Origin of the sequence: Rouxiella silvae (assembly GCF_002093625.1) — a bacterium.
Lineage (GTDB): Bacteria > Pseudomonadota > Gammaproteobacteria > Enterobacterales > Enterobacteriaceae > Rouxiella > Rouxiella silvae.
Map to the genome: position 1 here is coordinate 32,836 of NZ_MRWD01000042.1, position 17,787 is coordinate 50,622.

Annotated in this window: 15 protein-coding genes; all 15 read right to left on the reverse strand. The window is 47.4% G+C overall.

The window, feature by feature from the left end; all coding sequences use genetic code 11:
- Positions 1-2: 2 nt before the first annotated feature.
- The 15 genes from BS639_RS16690 to BS639_RS16760 all read right to left on the reverse strand — a co-directional run bounded on the left by BS639_RS16690 (position 3) and on the right by BS639_RS16760 (position 17,457).
- Positions 3-1,352: an oligosaccharide flippase family protein gene (locus BS639_RS16690; RefSeq protein WP_055780449.1), complete on the reverse strand. Its 1,350-nt coding sequence runs from the start codon at positions 1,350-1,352 to the stop codon at positions 3-5.
- A gap of 110 nt (positions 1,353-1,462) precedes the next feature.
- The gene (locus BS639_RS16695; protein ID WP_055780446.1) at positions 1,463-3,664 is read right to left on the reverse strand and encodes a polysaccharide biosynthesis tyrosine autokinase; all 2,202 of its coding nucleotides are present in this window, start codon (positions 3,662-3,664) and stop codon (positions 1,463-1,465) included.
- A 205-nt stretch (positions 3,665-3,869) separates the two neighbouring features.
- A complete protein-coding gene (locus tag BS639_RS16700; protein WP_084983676.1) occupies positions 3,870-5,615 on the reverse strand; it encodes a hypothetical protein in 1,746 nt (581 codons plus the stop codon).
- Between the two features lie 100 nt (positions 5,616-5,715).
- The gene (locus BS639_RS16705) at positions 5,716-6,819 is read right to left on the reverse strand and encodes a DegT/DnrJ/EryC1/StrS family aminotransferase (protein ID WP_055780438.1); all 1,104 of its coding nucleotides are present in this window, start codon (positions 6,817-6,819) and stop codon (positions 5,716-5,718) included.
- Positions 6,820-7,380 (reverse strand): GNAT family N-acetyltransferase, encoded by a 561-nt coding sequence (locus BS639_RS16710; protein ID WP_055780435.1) that lies wholly within the window; start codon positions 7,378-7,380, stop codon positions 6,820-6,822. It abuts the gene before it with no gap.
- Complete coding sequence (locus BS639_RS16715; RefSeq protein ID WP_055780431.1) at positions 7,370-7,825, reverse strand: sugar 3,4-ketoisomerase; 456 nt, start codon at positions 7,823-7,825, stop codon at positions 7,370-7,372. Before BS639_RS16715 ends, BS639_RS16710 begins: the two co-directional genes overlap by 11 nt.
- Positions 7,826-8,139: 314 nt before the next feature.
- Positions 8,140-9,558 (reverse strand): group 1 glycosyl transferase, encoded by a 1,419-nt coding sequence (locus BS639_RS16720; protein ID WP_084983677.1) that lies wholly within the window; start codon positions 9,556-9,558, stop codon positions 8,140-8,142.
- A 1-nt stretch (position 9,559) separates the two neighbouring features.
- On the reverse strand, positions 9,560-10,786 hold the full coding sequence (locus BS639_RS16725) for a hypothetical protein (protein WP_084983678.1): 1,227 nt from the start codon (positions 10,784-10,786) through the stop codon (positions 9,560-9,562).
- Between the two features lie 98 nt (positions 10,787-10,884).
- Positions 10,885-11,835 (reverse strand): glycosyltransferase family 2 protein, encoded by a 951-nt coding sequence (locus BS639_RS16730; RefSeq protein ID WP_055780419.1) that lies wholly within the window; start codon positions 11,833-11,835, stop codon positions 10,885-10,887.
- A gap of 82 nt (positions 11,836-11,917) precedes the next feature.
- Positions 11,918-12,772, reverse strand: a complete 855-nt coding sequence (gene rfbD / locus BS639_RS16735; RefSeq protein WP_055780416.1) for a dTDP-4-dehydrorhamnose reductase — start codon at positions 12,770-12,772, stop codon at positions 11,918-11,920.
- A complete protein-coding gene (rfbC, locus tag BS639_RS16740) occupies positions 12,769-13,305 on the reverse strand; it encodes a dTDP-4-dehydrorhamnose 3,5-epimerase (protein ID WP_055780412.1) in 537 nt (178 codons plus the stop codon). The genes rfbD and rfbC overlap by 4 nt, the downstream gene beginning before the upstream one ends.
- Before the next feature lies 1 nt (position 13,306).
- Positions 13,307-14,182, reverse strand: coding sequence for a glucose-1-phosphate thymidylyltransferase RfbA (gene rfbA, locus BS639_RS16745; RefSeq protein ID WP_055780409.1), 876 nt, complete (start codon positions 14,180-14,182; stop codon positions 13,307-13,309).
- A gap of 18 nt (positions 14,183-14,200) precedes the next feature.
- Positions 14,201-15,262: a dTDP-glucose 4,6-dehydratase gene (rfbB, locus tag BS639_RS16750; protein WP_055780406.1), complete on the reverse strand. Its 1,062-nt coding sequence runs from the start codon at positions 15,260-15,262 to the stop codon at positions 14,201-14,203.
- A gap of 38 nt (positions 15,263-15,300) precedes the next feature.
- A complete protein-coding gene (locus BS639_RS16755; protein WP_055780404.1) occupies positions 15,301-16,209 on the reverse strand; it encodes a glycosyltransferase in 909 nt (302 codons plus the stop codon).
- 93 nt (positions 16,210-16,302) lie between these two features.
- Positions 16,303-17,457 (reverse strand): polysaccharide export protein, encoded by a 1,155-nt coding sequence (locus tag BS639_RS16760; protein WP_055780400.1) that lies wholly within the window; start codon positions 17,455-17,457, stop codon positions 16,303-16,305.
- Positions 17,458-17,787: the final 330 nt, after the last annotated feature.

Genomic DNA, 17,787 nt, shown 5'->3' on the forward strand with positions numbered 1-17,787 from the left:
TTTTACATCGCCGGCTGTAGGCCGGTGCTTTTTCTCAGGTCGCGTTTATACAGCACGTAGCGAAGAATATGTAAGACCACCAGGTTCAGCAACATGCGGAAGTTCCACGCGCTGGCCGCTCCAATTATTCCGTAATGATGGGTCATCCACGGCAGATAAATCACGTACATCGATAAATCGATAATTTCGCAGCAGGCAATAATCCACGGTTTACCGCTGGCCTGGATCCAGACAAAAGCCGGTTGAATAAGGCCATGCAGCAAGTAGCCCACCAAAAACATGGAGAAAATTATCCATGAATGCTCGGCAAAATCCGGATTGATCCACACCGACAAAAACCACTTCGAAAGAAAAATACCCGCCACGGCCGGGATAATTAATATCGCAAAAATTCCCAGCATCACTTTATTAAAGTATGAATTAGCGCTGCGGACATCCTGCGCAATCTTAGTCACCAGCATGGGGAATAAAACGCCGCACACACTAACTGCCACAATCGCTAACCGCGAAACTACATCATACGGCGTAGTGTAATAGGCAAATACGCTGGCACCCACGATCCCGGCGACAAAGAATCGGTCAATATACAGCATGATCGGTGCAATGATATTGCCCACCGAAACCCAACCGCCGTATTTTGCCAACTCCAGTGCAATATGACGCGTGGGAGCGATGCTCATTAATGATATTGGCGTGACCTTGCGTATTTCGCTGCACATCATCAGATAAAACGCCACCGCCATAATACAACGCAGCAGGCAAAGTGAGAGCGTAATATAGAACAAATTCGGGGTATAAAAAGAGATAATCATCGGTACCAGATACATCAGTATCGAAAAGGGTGATTTACCGAGGCTTATTTTTTTAAAAGCACCAAAGGCTTCCATGACGCCGACAAAAATAGTTTGAGCAATAACAAACGGCAGGCTAAAGGCGACCACCTTCATGCTGGCGGCAATTTCATCGCGGATCTCTTGGTTTGACACGTTAAAGAAATGCGTGGCAATCCACTGACTTTTAAACCAAAACAGCGCCGATATCACCAATAGCACGCAGGTTATCATCAGCCAGCCGGTTTTCACCACCGTTAGCATGGCGCGGTCGTTTTTCTCATCCAGATATTTTCTGACCGAGTTGGTCACCGAGCGGGTAATACCGAAATCAAACACAGTCATTGAGCCGATAAGAACAATGATCAGCGTAAGCACGCCAAAACGTTCCAGGCCTGTATGCCTCATTACCACCGGGATCATGATAATAGCGACAATCACCGGCAGGGCGTACCCCAGCAGATTCCACGATATTTTACGTAAAAAATCGCTGCTGAATATCTTCGCTATGTATTGTTTCATGGTTAACGTTCTATCCGGAAAGTCATGACGATTGATCAAAAAAAATGCCAGTCTGGAAGTACCGTATAGCGGATACTTCCAGACTGGCGTGAGACTAAACGTGGGAGACGTTAGTCTTTATCGATATGACGTTTGTATTCGTAAGTGTAGAACGCGTCATAGCTGTAGTTCTGGCTGTAGTAGTTCGCCGAGCGGCGTACGATGGCGTTCAGGATACAGCCCTTCACGCTCACGCCACTTTGTTCCAGACGTTTAATACTGACTTCAATTTCCTTAACGGTGTTGAGCTCAAAGCGCGCAACCATCATGGTGGTACCGACTATCTGACCGATGATGCTGGCGTCAGTTACCGAAAGAACAGGCGGGGTATCGATAACGACAAGGTCATAGTTCTGGTTGGCCCACTCAAGTAAATCCTCAAAACGCTTGCTGGTCAGAAGCTCTGCCGGGTTCGGCGGAGTACGGCCACGGGTTATCACTTGCAGCTCGGGAATTTCAGTCTCGTGCAGCACTTCTTCAATTGACTGCTGGCCCGAAAGCACCGTTGACAGACCGACGCGCGGGTTAAAGCCGAAATATTCATGCGCTGAGCCACGACGCATGTCCGCGTCAATCAGCAGTACTTTTTTACCCGTCAGAGCAATAACGGCCGCCAGGTTGACAGAGATGAAGCTCTTACCTGCCTGAGGTACGGCACCGGTAATCATCAGAATGTCGTTCTTCGCCTCAATCATGGCGAAGTGCAGGCTGGTACGCAGGCTACGCAGTGATTCTACGGTCAGGTCTGCTGGGTCGGTAATAGCGAGAACTTCGCGTGACTTCTTGGCCTTCTTGTTCTTCCCACCCAACGTATTGATGAATGGAATACTTGCTAAACGAGAAAGGTTGGTCGCGAAAGGTACGTTGGCGTAAACGGTGATCCCTTGCTCTTCAAGCTCACGTGCCCCCTCAATACCGCGACGCATCATTATCTTCATGATAATAAAGATAACGGCCATCAAAGCACCCAGGATAGCAGCCATGACTTCAATCAGACCAAATTTCGGGAAGACTGGAGCAATTTCAGACGTCGCGTGGTCAACGATACGTACGTCACCCACGGTACTGGCTTTATTGATACCCAGCTCTTGCTGTTTGCGCAGCAACTGCATGAAGATCTCTTGTTGAGAGTCGACGTTACGCGTCAGGCGCATTAACTCTTGCTGAGTTTGAGGAAGCTGGCTGATTTTCTTGTTCAGCGCGGTTTTCTCATTCTCGAGCACTTTGCGCTGGTCGATAAGCGCGCGGTAGGTTGGATGCTCAGGCGTATAAAGCTGCGAGATCTCTGCTTCTTTAAAAGTCAGCTGATTCAGTGAGTTGTCCAGGTTGACCATGGTGTCGAGAGAGGAACGAATCTCGAGGTTCATGTCGACTGAATCACGCTGCATGCGGTAAGCGTTCAGCTTATCTTCTGAGGAATCAAGCTCGCTGCGCACCATCGGCAACTGTTGTTTAAGGAAGGCCAGGCTGTTTGCCGCTTCCTGCGAGTTACGCTCAACGTTCTGCAAAAGATAGTTGCTGGCAATGCTGTTAAGCACGGCCTGGTCGCGCTCTGGGTTTTCACCCTTGATACCAAGCTGGATAACGCCGGTGTCGATACCCGCATCCTGCACAGATAAGCTGTCGACCAGCCTGTCATAGGCATCGCGCATAGGAACTTTACGAACAGTAAAAACACTGCCCGGAGCGGCATTCAGCGTATCAACGTTGATAGTAATATTGTTGGCGGACTGCTCTTGCCCGGTAGTACCCTGCAGCAGCGTCTTGTCATTAAAGCTTAAGGTGTAAGTATTCGGGCCAGTGACGGTGAAGACCAATAACTGATTAAGCATATTCGAAGGAACATCGAGTTTATTGATAGACAACGAGCTCACCTGTTGGTGAGTCATTCGCGCCCATCCCTTACCAAATATTGGGAAGAAGTGTTCTTGATGTTCAATATCGAGATTTAGATCCTTGATGGTTTTGAATTGCACCAGCTTGGATTTAATCAGTTTGATTTGTGCATCTGACTTAGGTTCGGCATTAGGCAGGAATTTGGAAATATCGCTAAGCAGCGCGTTCCCGCCGGTGCTTTCAACCTGCACCATGGCATCAGTACTGTAAATTGGCGTGGCGAAGAAGTAGAAAATTACGCCAAACACCATCATAACGGCTACGGTAATTGCTACCAGCCAACGATCGTCAAGTATTGCGCCATATAAGCGCCCCAAGTCCAGATTGTTGGAATTTTTCTCTATCTTGGCTAATGTTGCGTCTTGTTTTTCTGACATGTTAATCCCGCAATCAATTTGGTTATGGAATTTTGCTTAATAGGAATTTTTGTATAAACAAATGCTAGCAGCTCAGGGTGTAGCCAAACAGCCACTTCCGGCATAGGCCGTTTGCTTCAAGGGTATAAGTCGATATAAAGGTTCCTTTTCTTACCAACACTGGCTGATATTGTAGTATTTGCTGTCAGCATAATATTCCTAACCCTTAGACGCGTAATATGTTGGCAACAAATTGCAGTTGGTCAACGGAGTCTTGCCTGACCTGGAAATCATATCCAGAGACTCGCCAGGCGAAAGCTGACTGATTCCAAAGCACTGCTTGAGCGACCATCGGCTCCTTAACGGAAGGGTCCGAAGTGAGATTAACCAAAAACTCCCCTGCAACACCAAGTACATTAGTCTTGATGTAAACCTTATACAGATTTAACTCTTGAAGATAGCGGTCTTCAGGAAATTCATTCAGGCTAAATAGAGTGGTGAATTCTGATGAAGAGCGGCCTATGACTTGTGCAGTACCGATACCTTCATATAAATGCGCCCCCATATAAAGTTTTTTCTGGAAATTAACATAGTCGGCGGTGATATTTGCAAAAGCGGTGTCACTCTCTGCTCGGTTATAAAGTGCAAGAATAGTTCCTGAACTCGACACCCCCAAGCCACGTATATTATCGGTTAGCGCCGAAAAGCTGTTTTGTGCAGTAATGAAAGAGGTGAACATTAAACTGCCATAAATACCGCTGCAGTAACCGATAGTGGCCTGTATTCGTGCAAAAGGCTCGCCTTCAAAATCGTGAAGAATATCGATAAAGTTAGTGCCAGACTCATTATCGGCGGCGCGGTGTACCTCTAAAATCTTGCGTTTAATCGAAGATTTAGTGCTTGAGGTTAGCGTTTCACCCGCCGAATAACTGCTTTTACCCTCTGGAGCCGACACATCCCGTGGTTCCATAATGGCTACCCAGAATTGATGCTGGTCCTGGAATGCCGTGAGGATTTCACCGCTGCCCCGGCTCCCCTTAACCTTTGTTCCGCGCGTCAGGCCCTCAAGACTATCAACACGTAACATTGAAAGGTAGCGGCCATTATAGTCATGGTCACCGGCTATTTGGGCGTACTGTGAGCCACCTCGGAGCAGTATTCCCCCGTAGCGGTTGGCGGCAATAAACTTCACGTCTATTTTCCACGCTTCGGAGATGGGCGCGGTGCCTTTGGTGCCGCGTGAGAGATAAATGGCGAGCCAGTTATCGGTCCAAAAGTCGCCGGTAAGCTGCACCGAGGCATTGGGCCAAGTCTGTTCGCCATTGGCAACCACTCTAATGCATTCTCGCGCATCACCGATATGAAGATGAGAAAGCGCGAATCCAGCACCGTTAGCGCGAATGCCGTCGGCACGACCGCCACCGTTAAGCATATTAATGCGCAGATTCAATCCGCTGACCTGAACCTGATCGCCGATGATTATCATCGGCGTCGCGTCCCATAACGTGGTGTTGCGCGGCCAGTTTTTGCTGGCTACCAGGTGTGAAAGGCTTAAGTTAAGACCTTTATTACCTAATACTGCGCCTGACAGCACCACCGGTTTACTAATCTCATAGTTGCCGGTGCCGTAAACGTCGTGAATTCCTGCGTTAGCAGCAAATTCAACCGCGGCTCTAATCGCTGTACTCCAATCACCCGCCGCGCTGTTCTCATCGGCAAAGTCTTCAATGGTGATAAAGTTATAGAGTTTTGCGCCGACGGTACCTTTGCTATAGGGCTGCCTGACTCCGTAACCGGTAAGGCCTGCGCCAGTTTGGGTGGTTAACTCTTTCAATGAAGCGGCCGTGTTTAACTGCGCCTGAGCGGCCTGCGTGTGTTGGGTCGGTTGCGCGGCGTTTGCGCGTCCCCCCATCCAACCCGCCACAGCTGAAGGCACCAGCCAACTAAATAACTTCCTGCGGGAAATAGTCATAAGGCGATACGACCCAAGGTTAGAGCCAGAATCACGATGTGATCATCTGGCGGGTTTTACATGTGCAAAGTCACACGTTATCGCTAAATGAGTCATGTAATTAACCTGCAAACCTGTTGCAGGTATCGATAATGTGCTGAACGTCAGCATCTGAAAGCGACGGATCGGCAGACAGGCTCAAAATTTCGTCATGAATCTGTTCATTAAGCGGGAAACTTAAATGATTCATTTCTGGATAAGCCGCTTGCAGATAAGGCGGTTTAGGATAATGAATAATCGTTTCGATACCGTTTTCATGAAGATAGGCTTTGAACGCATCGCGTTGCTGGCAGCGGACCACGAACAAATGCCAAGTGTGCTGTTCGGTACGGTCAACCTGCGGCAGTGTAATCAGCGGGTTTTTGATGCCGGCCAGATAACGCTCGGCAATGCTTCGGCGGTTATCGACTTCCTGCCAGAAATATTTCAGCTTGACGCTTAACAGGGCGGCCTGCATTTCACTCAGGCGACTGTTCACGCCTTGGTAAAGATTGTAGTAGCGCTCTTTAGACCCATAGTTGCGGAGTGCGCGAAGCATGGTCTCAAGCTCTTCGTCGTTGGTTGTTGCCGCACCAGAGTCAGCCAACGCGCCTAGATTTTTGCTTGGGTAGAAGCTAAAAGCCGAGGCATCGCCCCAAAAACCGGCACGTTTGTCACCCAAGCTTGCGCCATGAGACTGTGAACAGTCTTCAAGTACCAAAAGATTGGATTCACGCGCAATGTCCATGATTTCAGGCATGGGTGAGAGGTAGCCATACAGATGCACAGGCATGATTACGCGGGTCTTGGCGGTGATAGCTTCGCGAATTTTTGCTGGATCAATGTTGTAGCTGTGCTCGTCCGGTTCAACAAATACGGGCTTAAGGTTGTTTTCTGTAATGGCAAGTACGCAGGCGATGTAGGCATTGGCCTGAATAATAACTTCATCACCGTCCTGCAGTTTGCCCATCAGTTTCCAGGCACGCAGTATGAGAACTAATGCATCCAGTCCGGAAGCAAGTCCAATGCAATGTTTAACCCCGCAGAAGTCTGCAAATTCCTGCTCGAAAGTGCGTACTTCAGGACCAAGAATATAATATCCAGAGTCGATGACGCGCGCCGAAGCCGCTTTTAACTCTTCCGCATAGGATGCGTTTATCTTCTTGAGGTTAAGAAAGTTGATCATTCAAACGTCCTTTTCAGGGAGCTCTGGCAAAATATAGTGTTGGTTTTCTTTATAGAAAGTGGCCAACAAGACAGGTACGTCTATCTCATAAAAATGATTAGTCTCGTCTTCTCCACGATAGCGGTGAGATATCTTCTTGATAAAACGCAGCGCGGTTGAATGATCTTTACGCGCATCAACAATCAGAACCGGCATTTTCATGTCAGACATGATCTCAATAATCAGCAGGATTGACTCGATCCCCGCCGACATTGTTTTGTTATCATTGAGGATCCAACTACCAACCTGTGCCGTTCCTGCCTCAAAATCCACGTTGTAAACGCGTATTGAGCCGACAGGCTGCTGCGTGTCAATACGTGAAATGATGAAGTAGAACTCGACGCCTGCCGCTTCACGCTTTTTATACTCGGTCAGCCAAGTTTTTTGCTGAAGGGGGTCATCATCCACTTTGGAAAGAAAAGTGGCGCTTTTGGGCGCAACGCGCAGGCTGTGTACAAACGCGTAGTCTTCAACTTCGGCAAAACGCAGAAAAATAGTCTTTCCCGAATATTTAGTTTTCATTTCGCTCTTTTGCCTCCGCTAAAAAGACATCATAGTCATGAATATAATCGGTTTTATCGTATTTTTCGCTAGCCAGTACCACGAGGGCACAGTCTTTACTGAAGTCATGCATTTCGACCCAAACCATGTCCTTGACCAGCAGACCCTTTGAAGGGCTGTCGAGCCAATGATCGCTGATTTTAGTCCCGTCGTTCAGGCGCACACGCAGTTTACCCACCAAACAAATCAGGAACTGCTTGTCTCTACGGTGTGCGTGGAAACCGCGATTCTGATTAGCGTTAGTATTGAAGATGTAAAACAGTCTTTTGATATCGAACGGCACTTGATTCATTGATTCCACGCTGACCAGACAGCCGCGCTCATCGGTGAATGTCACCAGGTCGACGACGGCCTGCTGTGGCGGCTGCAAAGAGTCTTTTTCATCAGTGTGTGTAAATAAATTCATAATAACGCCTCTAACCTTATGATTAGTTATACTTGGGACTTTTAGGAGACCTTATAGGCCAATTCTAATGTCACATTTTAAAGCCGGTATCTATTGCTAAGCCCACCGAGATAGAATGGTTATGACAGATATTCTTGGATGAAAATCATGCAATTATTCCGCCTTTTTTCACAACGTTGCGGAATTAAGGGGCGGATGAATGCAGAGTCTTATTTATATTTTTATTCGCCAATGACGGCAGTTAATAGGCCCAGATTGAGCCGAGTAGATAATAGTCGTTTATTGGAGTACTTCAAGGAAGTCATAAAAGTTAATTAGCCCTTTATTGCATTCCAGCTAATGTAGGCTTTATTAAATAGCGACATGCGTAAAAAGAGATTTATAAAAAGTTGCTTGTCGGTCTTGAACAGGTATTTCATCACCGCAGGGCTCACCGGAACGAATATCTGTTTACGTACCCGCAGACTTTGTGAATCGCCGCTCCAGGGAACCAGACTCTCCATGTTGAACGTTGATGCGGTATCTTCGTATAAACAGGCCAGATAGCGTGCTTTTACGGCTTCATAACCGTTCACACTGATAATTTCTTCAACCACGCCCTCGTCTGAATAATTTTTAATTTTATCGATAACCTGATCCACGGAGTCTGTTTTCAGCTTGTCAGCGGGAGAATATCCTTGCACCTTCGATACCAACCCAATGCCACGTTTGCCGCCAAGTATCTGCTCTGCAAAAGCCGTTCCTCCAGGGAAGGGGTAGCTGTCTACATAAAAATCCGCTTCACGCGATAGGCCGATAAATTTATCGTAGGGTAAAAAACGCAATATTTTCAGTCTGCTGCCGTAGCGTATTTTCAGTGGCCACCACCAGAAGTTAGTCAGCGGTGTGATGCCGACCAGCGTAAAGGTGGCTTTTGGCCAGGTATCAAGAATGCGCCTGACCAGCGGGCGAATATCTGCACCTTGAAAAGGTTTGAACTTGATGGCTGAGCCGGAGCTGAAAAAATTAAGTTTGCTGTCAACCAACAGCTCTGGCGATGACAAATCAACGCTGGCTGAGGTAGCAGGGCGAACGTCGGTAACCGGAATACCCAGAAATGAGGTTTCTCCAGCTAATGTTTTTAAGCTGTCAAGGCGAGCACCATAACTGCTTAATTGAAAGTAGTAGTCGGCGATAGCGCTGCCGAACGTGAAGGCGTGATCGGCGTGATTGACAAAATAAACACGCAGCGGCTGGATCTTCTTTACCAACCCGCAGGCCACGACCGTCGTAATATCATTGCTGTGAATGTGCAACACCACGCGTTTATAGAGAGCACAGTGCGCGCGAATTTCGGCAATTTTTTCGAGTAATTCAACAGACTTAATTTCATACACTGTCGAAAACACCGAGTTGCATCGCGCCAGCGCCTTTTCGTCGGCGCTGCGGGTAATCAGCAGGTCCGGCTTTTCAGTGTGCATGCCGGCCAACTTTTCCATTAGTCGCGTGTGGCCGCCAATAATATAAGCTTCAGAAATAATGTGCAGGCAGTCTCTTTTATCGGCCACAGGCGCCAGCGAAGGAAGTGCGGCTTCAGCTGCGTCAATCAAAGCCTGCTCAAGCGCAGGGTCGTCATACTGGCCAATATCCACGGTATGTAGCAAAGAGCCATACATTTCGGCGGCCTGCAGGCTTTCGTTGAGATTCTGAGTCTTAAAGGCTCTTGACCGTAACGGTTGAATCAACGTTTTCATGTTAAGTCCTTGCTGCCGAGTACACAGGCGACGATTCCATTTTAAAGTTTTTTACAATCGCATGATGGCGTGCGCAGAAAAACAGGATAACGCCCCCGGATGACCCGAACAGCAGTGGGTTGAAGTATCCTCCCGCGATCCACAGCGTCATGAAAAGCAGGGTCAACATAATATTAAGGAACTTGGTTTCCTGCTGATTGTAGCAATAGCCGAAAATAACCATGCCGAGCGTTAATATCAACAGCATTGACCCGACAAATCCCAGGTTCATGATCATTGACAGCGTCTGGTTTTCATAAAGATAGGGCGTATCGGAAGCACGTATTAGGCTAGGTAAATAGTAGCCCAGTCCGTGTCCAAAGATGACGTTGTCATAAATGCGTTGGCTGAGCGCCGCCTTTTGGGTAATACGGAAACTGTCCGACGCCGAGTTATTCACGTTAGCACCAAAACGGGTACCAACAATCTTGTCAAAATAATCTCCCACTGGTGTGAAGGCATAAAGAATATAGCCAATCACACAGGCGCCAATAATGAAGTACATTTTGGTCGACAGCTTAGAGTTAAAAATTAAGCTCAATGCCATCAGCAGCAGCCCGCAGCCCCAAAAGAATCGCGAGAAAGTCAGCAACAAAGAAACCAGCAACAGGGCAAAACCGATATAATTTCTAATTCTGTTGCGGTTGCTAAGCAGCAATTCGCTCACCACGACGTAAAGCAGGAACGGCGTTGCGGAGTCAATCGGGATTTGCAAGCGCGTTAAAAAGCTGTCGTCCACGCCCAGCGTCATCAGGTGAATATCCCACACTTTGGTGATGAGCTTTATGATAACCATCGGGTCGATACCGGTGACGGCACCAATCAGGATGATTAAAATTTTGGCCACGGCAATAAATATTGCTGCACTTTTCAGCGAGCGATAGGCCAGCAGTTCACCGCCAAAGCTTGCCGGAATTGAGGCCAGAAAAGCAAAAACGACAAACGCCAGCATAATGTCACGCGACTGACCGAGCACCCACCTAAGTTCATTAATCTGGTTTAGTGAATACACGGCAAAAATGAAAATCAGCAGCGTCAGGGGGGCAATAAGTTTAAAGAAGCGCGCCAGTGCTCGGGAATCACAAATGAGGTGCAGACCAATCATTGGAATGCATAAAACGCTGCGGCCCATTATGAGAAAAATGGCTATTTTCGATAAAAATTTCTTCGGCTCATGGATCGTGAACATTCTAATAACCTTTTACCTAATCAAGGCAGCACCGCATTGCTTGGTCAGGCATGACGATAACGGATAAATGAGTACAAATGCCGAAACCAGTCTCGGTTCTAGCGACCCAGTACGTAAAAAATGAAGAAGAAAACGCTTCTTAACATACCGGATTTTCGAATGCCACGGTTGTTAAATAGTTTAAATCTAGAGAAGCTGCCTTTTTCAAAGGATTCAACGTAGTCCTGCAGCAGCGCTTTATCTTCCGGTTTTAACCGTTGGCCGTGATCTTCAAGAAACAGCTGAGCCTGGGCTCGCGTTTTGAGCACCGACTCACGCGTCAGCGCCATTTTTTTCTTCATCGAACCACCAAACAGCATATCGCGGAGAGAGGCTGATTTCGCGCCGACCTGATTGTTGCCATGCTGACGATAAAGAATGAGCGAATGATCAATAAAATTGAGACGTCCCGTGGCTGATGCCAGCAGGGCGATGTACCAGTCATGCATGATGGACTCACCGATGCGACTGTTTTGCACGTCGATGAGCAGTTCACGGTTGAGCGCCATTACACAGCCGGTTACCGAGTTACTGACAATGAGTGCGGCGAAATTTGGGTTTCGATTCAAATTCTGGTAGGTGAACATCGAAGGATGCACCGGTGACAGGTTTTTGTCGGCAACGCAGAGGTCCGAGTGAATCAGTATTGGACCTGATTTCTGCTGTTCCAGCTCAACAAATCTATCCATAAACAAACGCATTTTATTCGGCAACCACAGGTCATCCTGGTCGCTGAAGAAGGTGTAATCGGCGTCAGTATGCGTAATCAAGTAGTTGAAGTTCTCGCGAGGTCCGCCTTTTTTGCTGTTATCAAGCAGCTCAATGCGCGGGTCCTGTTGATTGAAACGTTGAACAATCGCCGAGGTGTTATCAGAAGAATTATCATCGGACACTAAAAGGTGGCAGTCGTACTCGGGGAGATGAGTAAAATTGAGTAAAATCGACTGTATCTGCTCTGTTATGTACTTCTCACCGTTATAGGCAGCCAGAATAACGTTTATTTTTCTCATAGTGTCTCAGCGTTCGGAAGATTCATGAGCTAAATCACCGGATAGATTCGACGATTTAGCTGTAAGACAGTCGTGCTTAACGTCAAAACTTATTGATAATTTCAGTCAGCGCCTTGTCCCAGTCGGACAGGGAAATTCCCAGAGCTTTAATCTTTTTACCGTCAAGCACTGAATACGCTGGACGTTTTGCCGGAGTGGGGTACTGCTCGGTAGTGACAGCACTCAGCGCAGGTTTTTTCTCGATACGACCTTGAGAAACTGCCACGTCAAAGATTCTATCGGCAAATTCGAACCATGAAACTTCACGGCTTCCGCCGTAGTGATAAATGCCGCCTGCTGCATCCTGCTCAAGCAGCTTGATGATTGCTGTAGCAAGGTCACCGGCATAGGTCGGGCATCCGCGCTGATCGCTAACGATGCCAAGTGCATCGCGTTTCTCAGAAAGCTTAACCATGGTTTTTACGAAATTATTGCCATATTCGCTAAATACCCAGGCGGTACGAATGATCGCGGCGTCAGGCAGTACGGATTGAACCGCATGCTCACCGTCTAATTTCGTCTTGCCGTAAACCCCCAACGGAGCCGTTGGGTCGGTTTCTAAATACGGCTGGGTGCCTTGGCCATCAAACACATAGTCGGTAGAAACGTGGATCAGCTTCGCGCCGATTGCGCGCGCCGCCAGCGCCAGATTTTTAGGCCCTTGAGTGTTAACTCGCGCCGCCACTTCTGGCTCACTTTCAGCTTTATCAACGCCAGTGTAGGCACCGGCATTAACAATGGCGTCGGGTTTCCATGCCGCAATAACTGCTTCGACCTGGGAGGCATTGCTGATATCAAGTTCCGCAGAACCGAGGGCCTCAATCTGCCAGCCCTCAGGTAAGCGGTCCTGGAAACAGCGCCCCAATTGGCCGTTAGCACCGGTCAGTAAAATTTTCATTTCACCAGTTCCCGCAGTGGTTTCCCACATTTGTCTTTCTCTGACAAAAGCGGGTTTTCGATTGGCCACTCAATGCCGACTTCCGGGTCATTCCAGATTAAACACGCCTCAAGCTGAGGCGCATAATAATTGGTGCATTTGTACTCAAAATCAGCAACGTCTGACAGAACGACAAACCCGTGCGCTAAACCCGGTGGCACCCAGAATTGGGTTTTGTTTTCTTCAGAAAGCAGCACGCCGTGCCACTTGCCGAAGGAAGGGGAGTCGGGACGAATGTCTACGGCAACGTCGTAGACTTCACCGCGCACAACGCGAACCAGTTTTCCCTGAGGATTGGCCGTTTGAAAATGCATGCCGCGCAAGACGCCTTTGGAAGAGCGGGAGTGGTTGTCTTGCACAAACTCCAGATCGATATTCAACATTTCTTGATAACGTTTTTTCTCAAACGTTTCTAGAAAGAAACCACGGCTATCACCAAAGATTTTTGGCTGGATAATTTTCACGCCGACGAGAGGCGTATCGATGATTTCCATGTTAGATTTCCTTGGATTCAATCAGCTGTGTCAGATATTTGCCATAGCCGGTTTTAGCCAGAACTTTCGCCTGTTCAGAAACTTGTTCACGCGAAATCCAGCCTTTACGGAAGGCAATCTCTTCAAGGCAGGCAACTTTGAAGCCCTGACGTTTCTCAATAGTGTGAATAAATTGAGACGCTTCAAGCAGGCTATCGTGGGTGCCGGTGTCTAACCAGGCAAAGCCGCGGCCTAACTGTTCAACCTTCAGCTTGCCTAAATCCATGTACATCTGGTTCAGCGTGGTAATTTCCAGCTCACCGCGATGAGAAGGTTTGATCTGCTTGGCCATTTCAACCACGTGATGGTCATAGAAATAAAGGCCGGTCACCGCCCAGTTGGAGCGAGGATGAGTCGGTTTCTCTTCGATGGAAATCGCGCGGTTGTCGGCATCAAACTCAACCACACCAAAGCGTTCAGGATCCATAACCTGATAACCAAAGACGGTAGCGCCTTCACTGTTTTGAACGGCGTGTTCCAGCTTACGACCGAAACTTTCACCGAAGAAGATGTTGTCACCTAATACCAGCGCACATTTATCTCCAGCAATAAAGTCTTCACCAATAATAAAGGCCTGGGCCAAACCGTCCGGGCTTGGTTGAATCGCGAAACTTAAATTAATACCGAACTGTGATCCATCACCTAACAGGCGGACAAATGCTTCGTTATCCTCAGGTGTTGTAATAATCAATATATCTTTAATGCCTGCCAGCATTAATACAGAGATTGGATAATACACCATTGGCTTATCATAAATAGGGAGCAGCTGCTTCGACACACCGCGGGTAAGGGGATATAAACGCGTTCCTGAACCACCAGCCAGAATGATACCTTTCATGATACTGTCACCTTAAATTTATTTTGTAAGACCAAGACGTTCAGTCCAAGTACCCGCTTTAATAGTATTTACCCACTCGAAATTTTGCAGATACCATTCAACCGTTTTACGAATTCCGCTTTCAAACGTTTCTTCTGGTTTCCAACCTAATTCACGATCAATTTTGCTTGCATCAATAGCATAACGTTTATCGTGGCCAGGGCGGTCGGCAACCCAAGTAATTAAATCACGGTAGTGTTTAATACCTTCAGGTTTTTGTGGGACAAGTTCTTCCAGTAAATCGCAAATAGTATTAACGACATCAATATTCTGGCGTTCATTGTGACCACCGATATTATATGTCTCACCTATTTTGCCTTCGGTAACCACTTTGTATAGCGCACGAGCATGGTCTTCTACATAGAGCCAGTCACGGATCTGGTCGCCTTTGCCATAAACGGGAAGCGGTTTGCCCGCCAGCGCGTTGAGGATAATCAGCGGGATCAGCTTCTCAGGGAAATGATACGGGCCGTAGTTATTCGAACAGTTGGTAACCAGCGTAGGAAGACCGTAGGTACGAGTCCAGGCCCTCACCAAATGGTCACTGGCTGCTTTGGTAGCGGAGTACGGGCTGCTTGGTGAATACGGCGTTTCTTCGGTGAACAGGTCATCAACGCCGTGCAGGTCACCGTAAACTTCATCGGTAGAGATGTGGTGGAAACGGAAATCCGCTTTCTTGTCTTCAGCCAAACTCAACCAGTAACGACGTGCTGCTTCCAACAGAGTGTAGGTGCCCACCACGTTGGTTTGCACGAAAGCACCCGGGCCATCAATAGACCGGTCTACGTGACTTTCTGCAGCCAAATGCATTATCGCATCAGGTTGGTAATCCGCAAAAATAGCGTTAAGGGCTTCGGCGTCACAAATATCAATTTGAGCAAACCGATAACGTGAATGATCACTGACCGGAGCTAATGATGCAAGATTGCCTGCGTAGCTCAGATTATCAATAACCAGTACGCTGTCTTGGGTATTCTTAATAATATTTCTTGCGACGGCCGAGCCAATAAAACCAGCACCACCTGTTACGATAATTTTCATTTTTTCCTCAACGAATAAAGTAAAGCAAAGGGGAGTCGTTACTTCCAATACCGCTTGTGCATACTAAGCTTTTGGGCCCATCTGAAAGGCAGGGTTTTATAATTCTTCCCTAACTTATATCCAGCAATTTTCATAAAATTGTTAATGCACGCGCGCGGGAGATACAACACTCCGTGTTTAAGCAAAAATCGCAGCTCAGAAAAAATAAACTTTTTTCCTTCTCCCCCCGCACCGCCAAAATTATCGTGTATCCAGGTCTCCTTTCCATGGAATACACCGATATCAAAATAACGTTTGAATTCCTCAACCGAAGTATAATTATGAGAATGTCGGACGATAGCTTCTGCCTCGTAAGCAACTTTATATCCTGCTAATACTGCTTTCCCAGCGTAAAACATATCTTCACCGAGAATAGTATTAGAAGGAAACCCACCTAATTCTTTAAATACAGAAATGCGATAGGCTGCGAACGAGTTTGAGGTGAAAACAGTTTTTAGGCCAACCTCGGGGATATCTTCCCGGGTGTATACATGATTTTGTGCTGTGTAATTAAAATTTCGAGCATGTCTGGATATTGGCGTTGCGTCTCGGTGGGGTAACTGGCGACCGTAGGCGCATGCGACTTTGGGATCTTCGAAGGTTGCGACCAGTCTTTGCAGGCTTCCTTCTTCGGGGATGGCATCTTGTGTTAAAAATACCACAATTTCGCAATCCTCCGGGGCTAACTCAACGGCCAGGTTTCGCGTGCCTCCATGATTGAATTCCTGACTGCTAATACTCACAACTTTGAATCCGGCCTGTTCGGCTAAAACGGCGGTTTCGTCGCGACTCCCGGAATCAATAACCAAAACATCAAGGCCATCAGGTGCATACTTTTTAATGCTTTCTATTGATTCTTTCCAAACTCCACCACCGTTTAAGGTGGGTATAGCCAGACAATATTTCATCATCTTTTCCTGGATTCGCCAGAGATGAATAATATGAACCCGGGTATCAGGCTGCTGACCTTGGGTTAGGCTGCGATACCCGGGATCGTAGTGTTAATCCCAATTACGAATGTAGTAGCCGCTTTCAATCGCGCTGTTCAAGCCGGTAATCGTTGGTACGATCTGACTGACTACGCGGTTCCAACGTGCGATTGGTGCGGTAGTTACGTAGACGATGTCATAGGGTTGGAGCTGGAAATTGGTGCTCAATACCATTGACGATGCGTCTTTTGCATTCAGCTGATAGATATTGGCAATCTTGCCTTTATCGTTTTTATCAGCCAGTTTGCCCTCACGAGTGCTGCGAATAACAAAGATACCGGTCGCATCGGCCAAATCTTGCGAGATGCCGTTAGCATTACCCAGCGCTTCTGCGAGGGTCATGCCGCTGCGGTCCATTTTCAAGGTGCCTTGTTTAATCACTTCACCCATTACGAACACTTTTAGGTCATCGTTACGCGGGACATAAAGGATATCTCCCGGGTAAAGCAGACGGTTTTGAGTCAAATCACCGTCCTGCATTAACGCTTCCAGCGACAAATGCTCATCGCGACCATTGTGGGTTAAAACAACATCCCGCCAATCAGCGTTGGCAGTCAGGCCGCCTGCGGCATTGATTGCGTCAATCACGGTCAAAGGAATATTGGTAATCGCCTGCTGACCTGAGGTAACAACTTCACCCGTTATATAGGCTTTTTGCGAACGGAACGACGCAATGCTGACATCAACCTGCGGGCTCTCTACGAAAGTAGCCAGCCTTTTGGCGATAGTAGTACGAACTTCGCTCAGCGTCAGACCCGCTACGTGTACCTTGCCTATATAAGGATAGAAAATATTGCCGTCGGCACCCACCCAGTTACCGGTATCGCTGGCGCTGCGATACTGTCCCGCAGGCGTAGTCAATTCTGGGTGGTCATAGACAGTTACCATCAACACGTCGCCGATGCCGATGTGATACTGGTAGCTCTTAAGTGTGGTATCCAACTGAAGGTTAGGGCGCGCAATAATAGGAGCAGGTTGCATAGAGGCAACAAGCCCTGGCGTCATTGGATAGATATTTACCAGTTTATCCAGATCATAATCGCTGTCTGGCACCTCAACGACGTTTTTATTTCCGGCGGTTAACGACTGTCCCGGTACAACTGTACAGCTGCTCAAAAAGCCCACAGCAAAGAATAGCGCAGAAAGTTTAAACAGATTTTTGTGCATAGGTTTCAGACCATCTCGATTTTTAAGAGTCACTGTCTACATCACTTTCCGGCCAGGTGATAATGATTAGACACAAGTACAAGTAATTGTGCCGGTACTTTAACTCGGCAGCGCGGAAAATTGTGAAAAATCACGCGTTGTTTCTAGAGTTTTCAGACTACGACTTAGAAAAGGTAACGCTACCGCCCTTGGCTTGTAGCAACCAATTCGCTAAAAAATGTATATAATCTCAGTGCAGACTCCAGCTAACAGACAATAACAGCCCTTCAGTTCCAAATAAAATAGCTTTTATAATTTATTTCTTTGAGCCTGAAAAAGGCTTACTGCTAG

Excerpts from the sequence above, each read along its gene's own strand:
- BS639_RS16690 (WP_055780449.1), bottom strand. The coding sequence starts at position 1,352 with ATGAAACAATACATAGCGAAGATATTCAGCAGCGATTTTTTACGTAAA.
- BS639_RS16695 (WP_055780446.1), bottom strand. The coding sequence starts at position 3,664 with ATGTCAGAAAAACAAGACGCAACATTAGCCAAGATAGAGAAAAATTCC.
- BS639_RS16700 (WP_084983676.1), bottom strand. The coding sequence starts at position 5,615 with ATGACTATTTCCCGCAGGAAGTTATTTAGTTGGCTGGTGCCTTCAGCT.
- BS639_RS16705 (WP_055780438.1), bottom strand. The coding sequence starts at position 6,819 with ATGATCAACTTTCTTAACCTCAAGAAGATAAACGCATCCTATGCGGAA.
- BS639_RS16710 (WP_055780435.1), bottom strand. The coding sequence starts at position 7,380 with ATGAAAACTAAATATTCGGGAAAGACTATTTTTCTGCGTTTTGCCGAA.
- BS639_RS16715 (WP_055780431.1), bottom strand. The coding sequence starts at position 7,825 with ATGAATTTATTTACACACACTGATGAAAAAGACTCTTTGCAGCCGCCA.
- BS639_RS16720 (WP_084983677.1), bottom strand. The coding sequence starts at position 9,558 with ATGAAAACGTTGATTCAACCGTTACGGTCAAGAGCCTTTAAGACTCAG.
- BS639_RS16725 (WP_084983678.1), bottom strand. The coding sequence starts at position 10,786 with ATGTTCACGATCCATGAGCCGAAGAAATTTTTATCGAAAATAGCCATT.
- BS639_RS16730 (WP_055780419.1), bottom strand. The coding sequence starts at position 11,835 with ATGAGAAAAATAAACGTTATTCTGGCTGCCTATAACGGTGAGAAGTAC.
- rfbD (WP_055780416.1), bottom strand. The coding sequence starts at position 12,772 with ATGAAAATTTTACTGACCGGTGCTAACGGCCAATTGGGGCGCTGTTTC.
- rfbC (WP_055780412.1), bottom strand. The coding sequence starts at position 13,305 with ATGGAAATCATCGATACGCCTCTCGTCGGCGTGAAAATTATCCAGCCA.
- rfbA (WP_055780409.1), bottom strand. The coding sequence starts at position 14,182 with ATGAAAGGTATCATTCTGGCTGGTGGTTCAGGAACGCGTTTATATCCC.
- rfbB (WP_055780406.1), bottom strand. The coding sequence starts at position 15,262 with ATGAAAATTATCGTAACAGGTGGTGCTGGTTTTATTGGCTCGGCCGTC.
- BS639_RS16755 (WP_055780404.1), bottom strand. The coding sequence starts at position 16,209 with ATGAAATATTGTCTGGCTATACCCACCTTAAACGGTGGTGGAGTTTGG.
- BS639_RS16760 (WP_055780400.1), bottom strand. The coding sequence starts at position 17,457 with ATGCACAAAAATCTGTTTAAACTTTCTGCGCTATTCTTTGCTGTGGGC.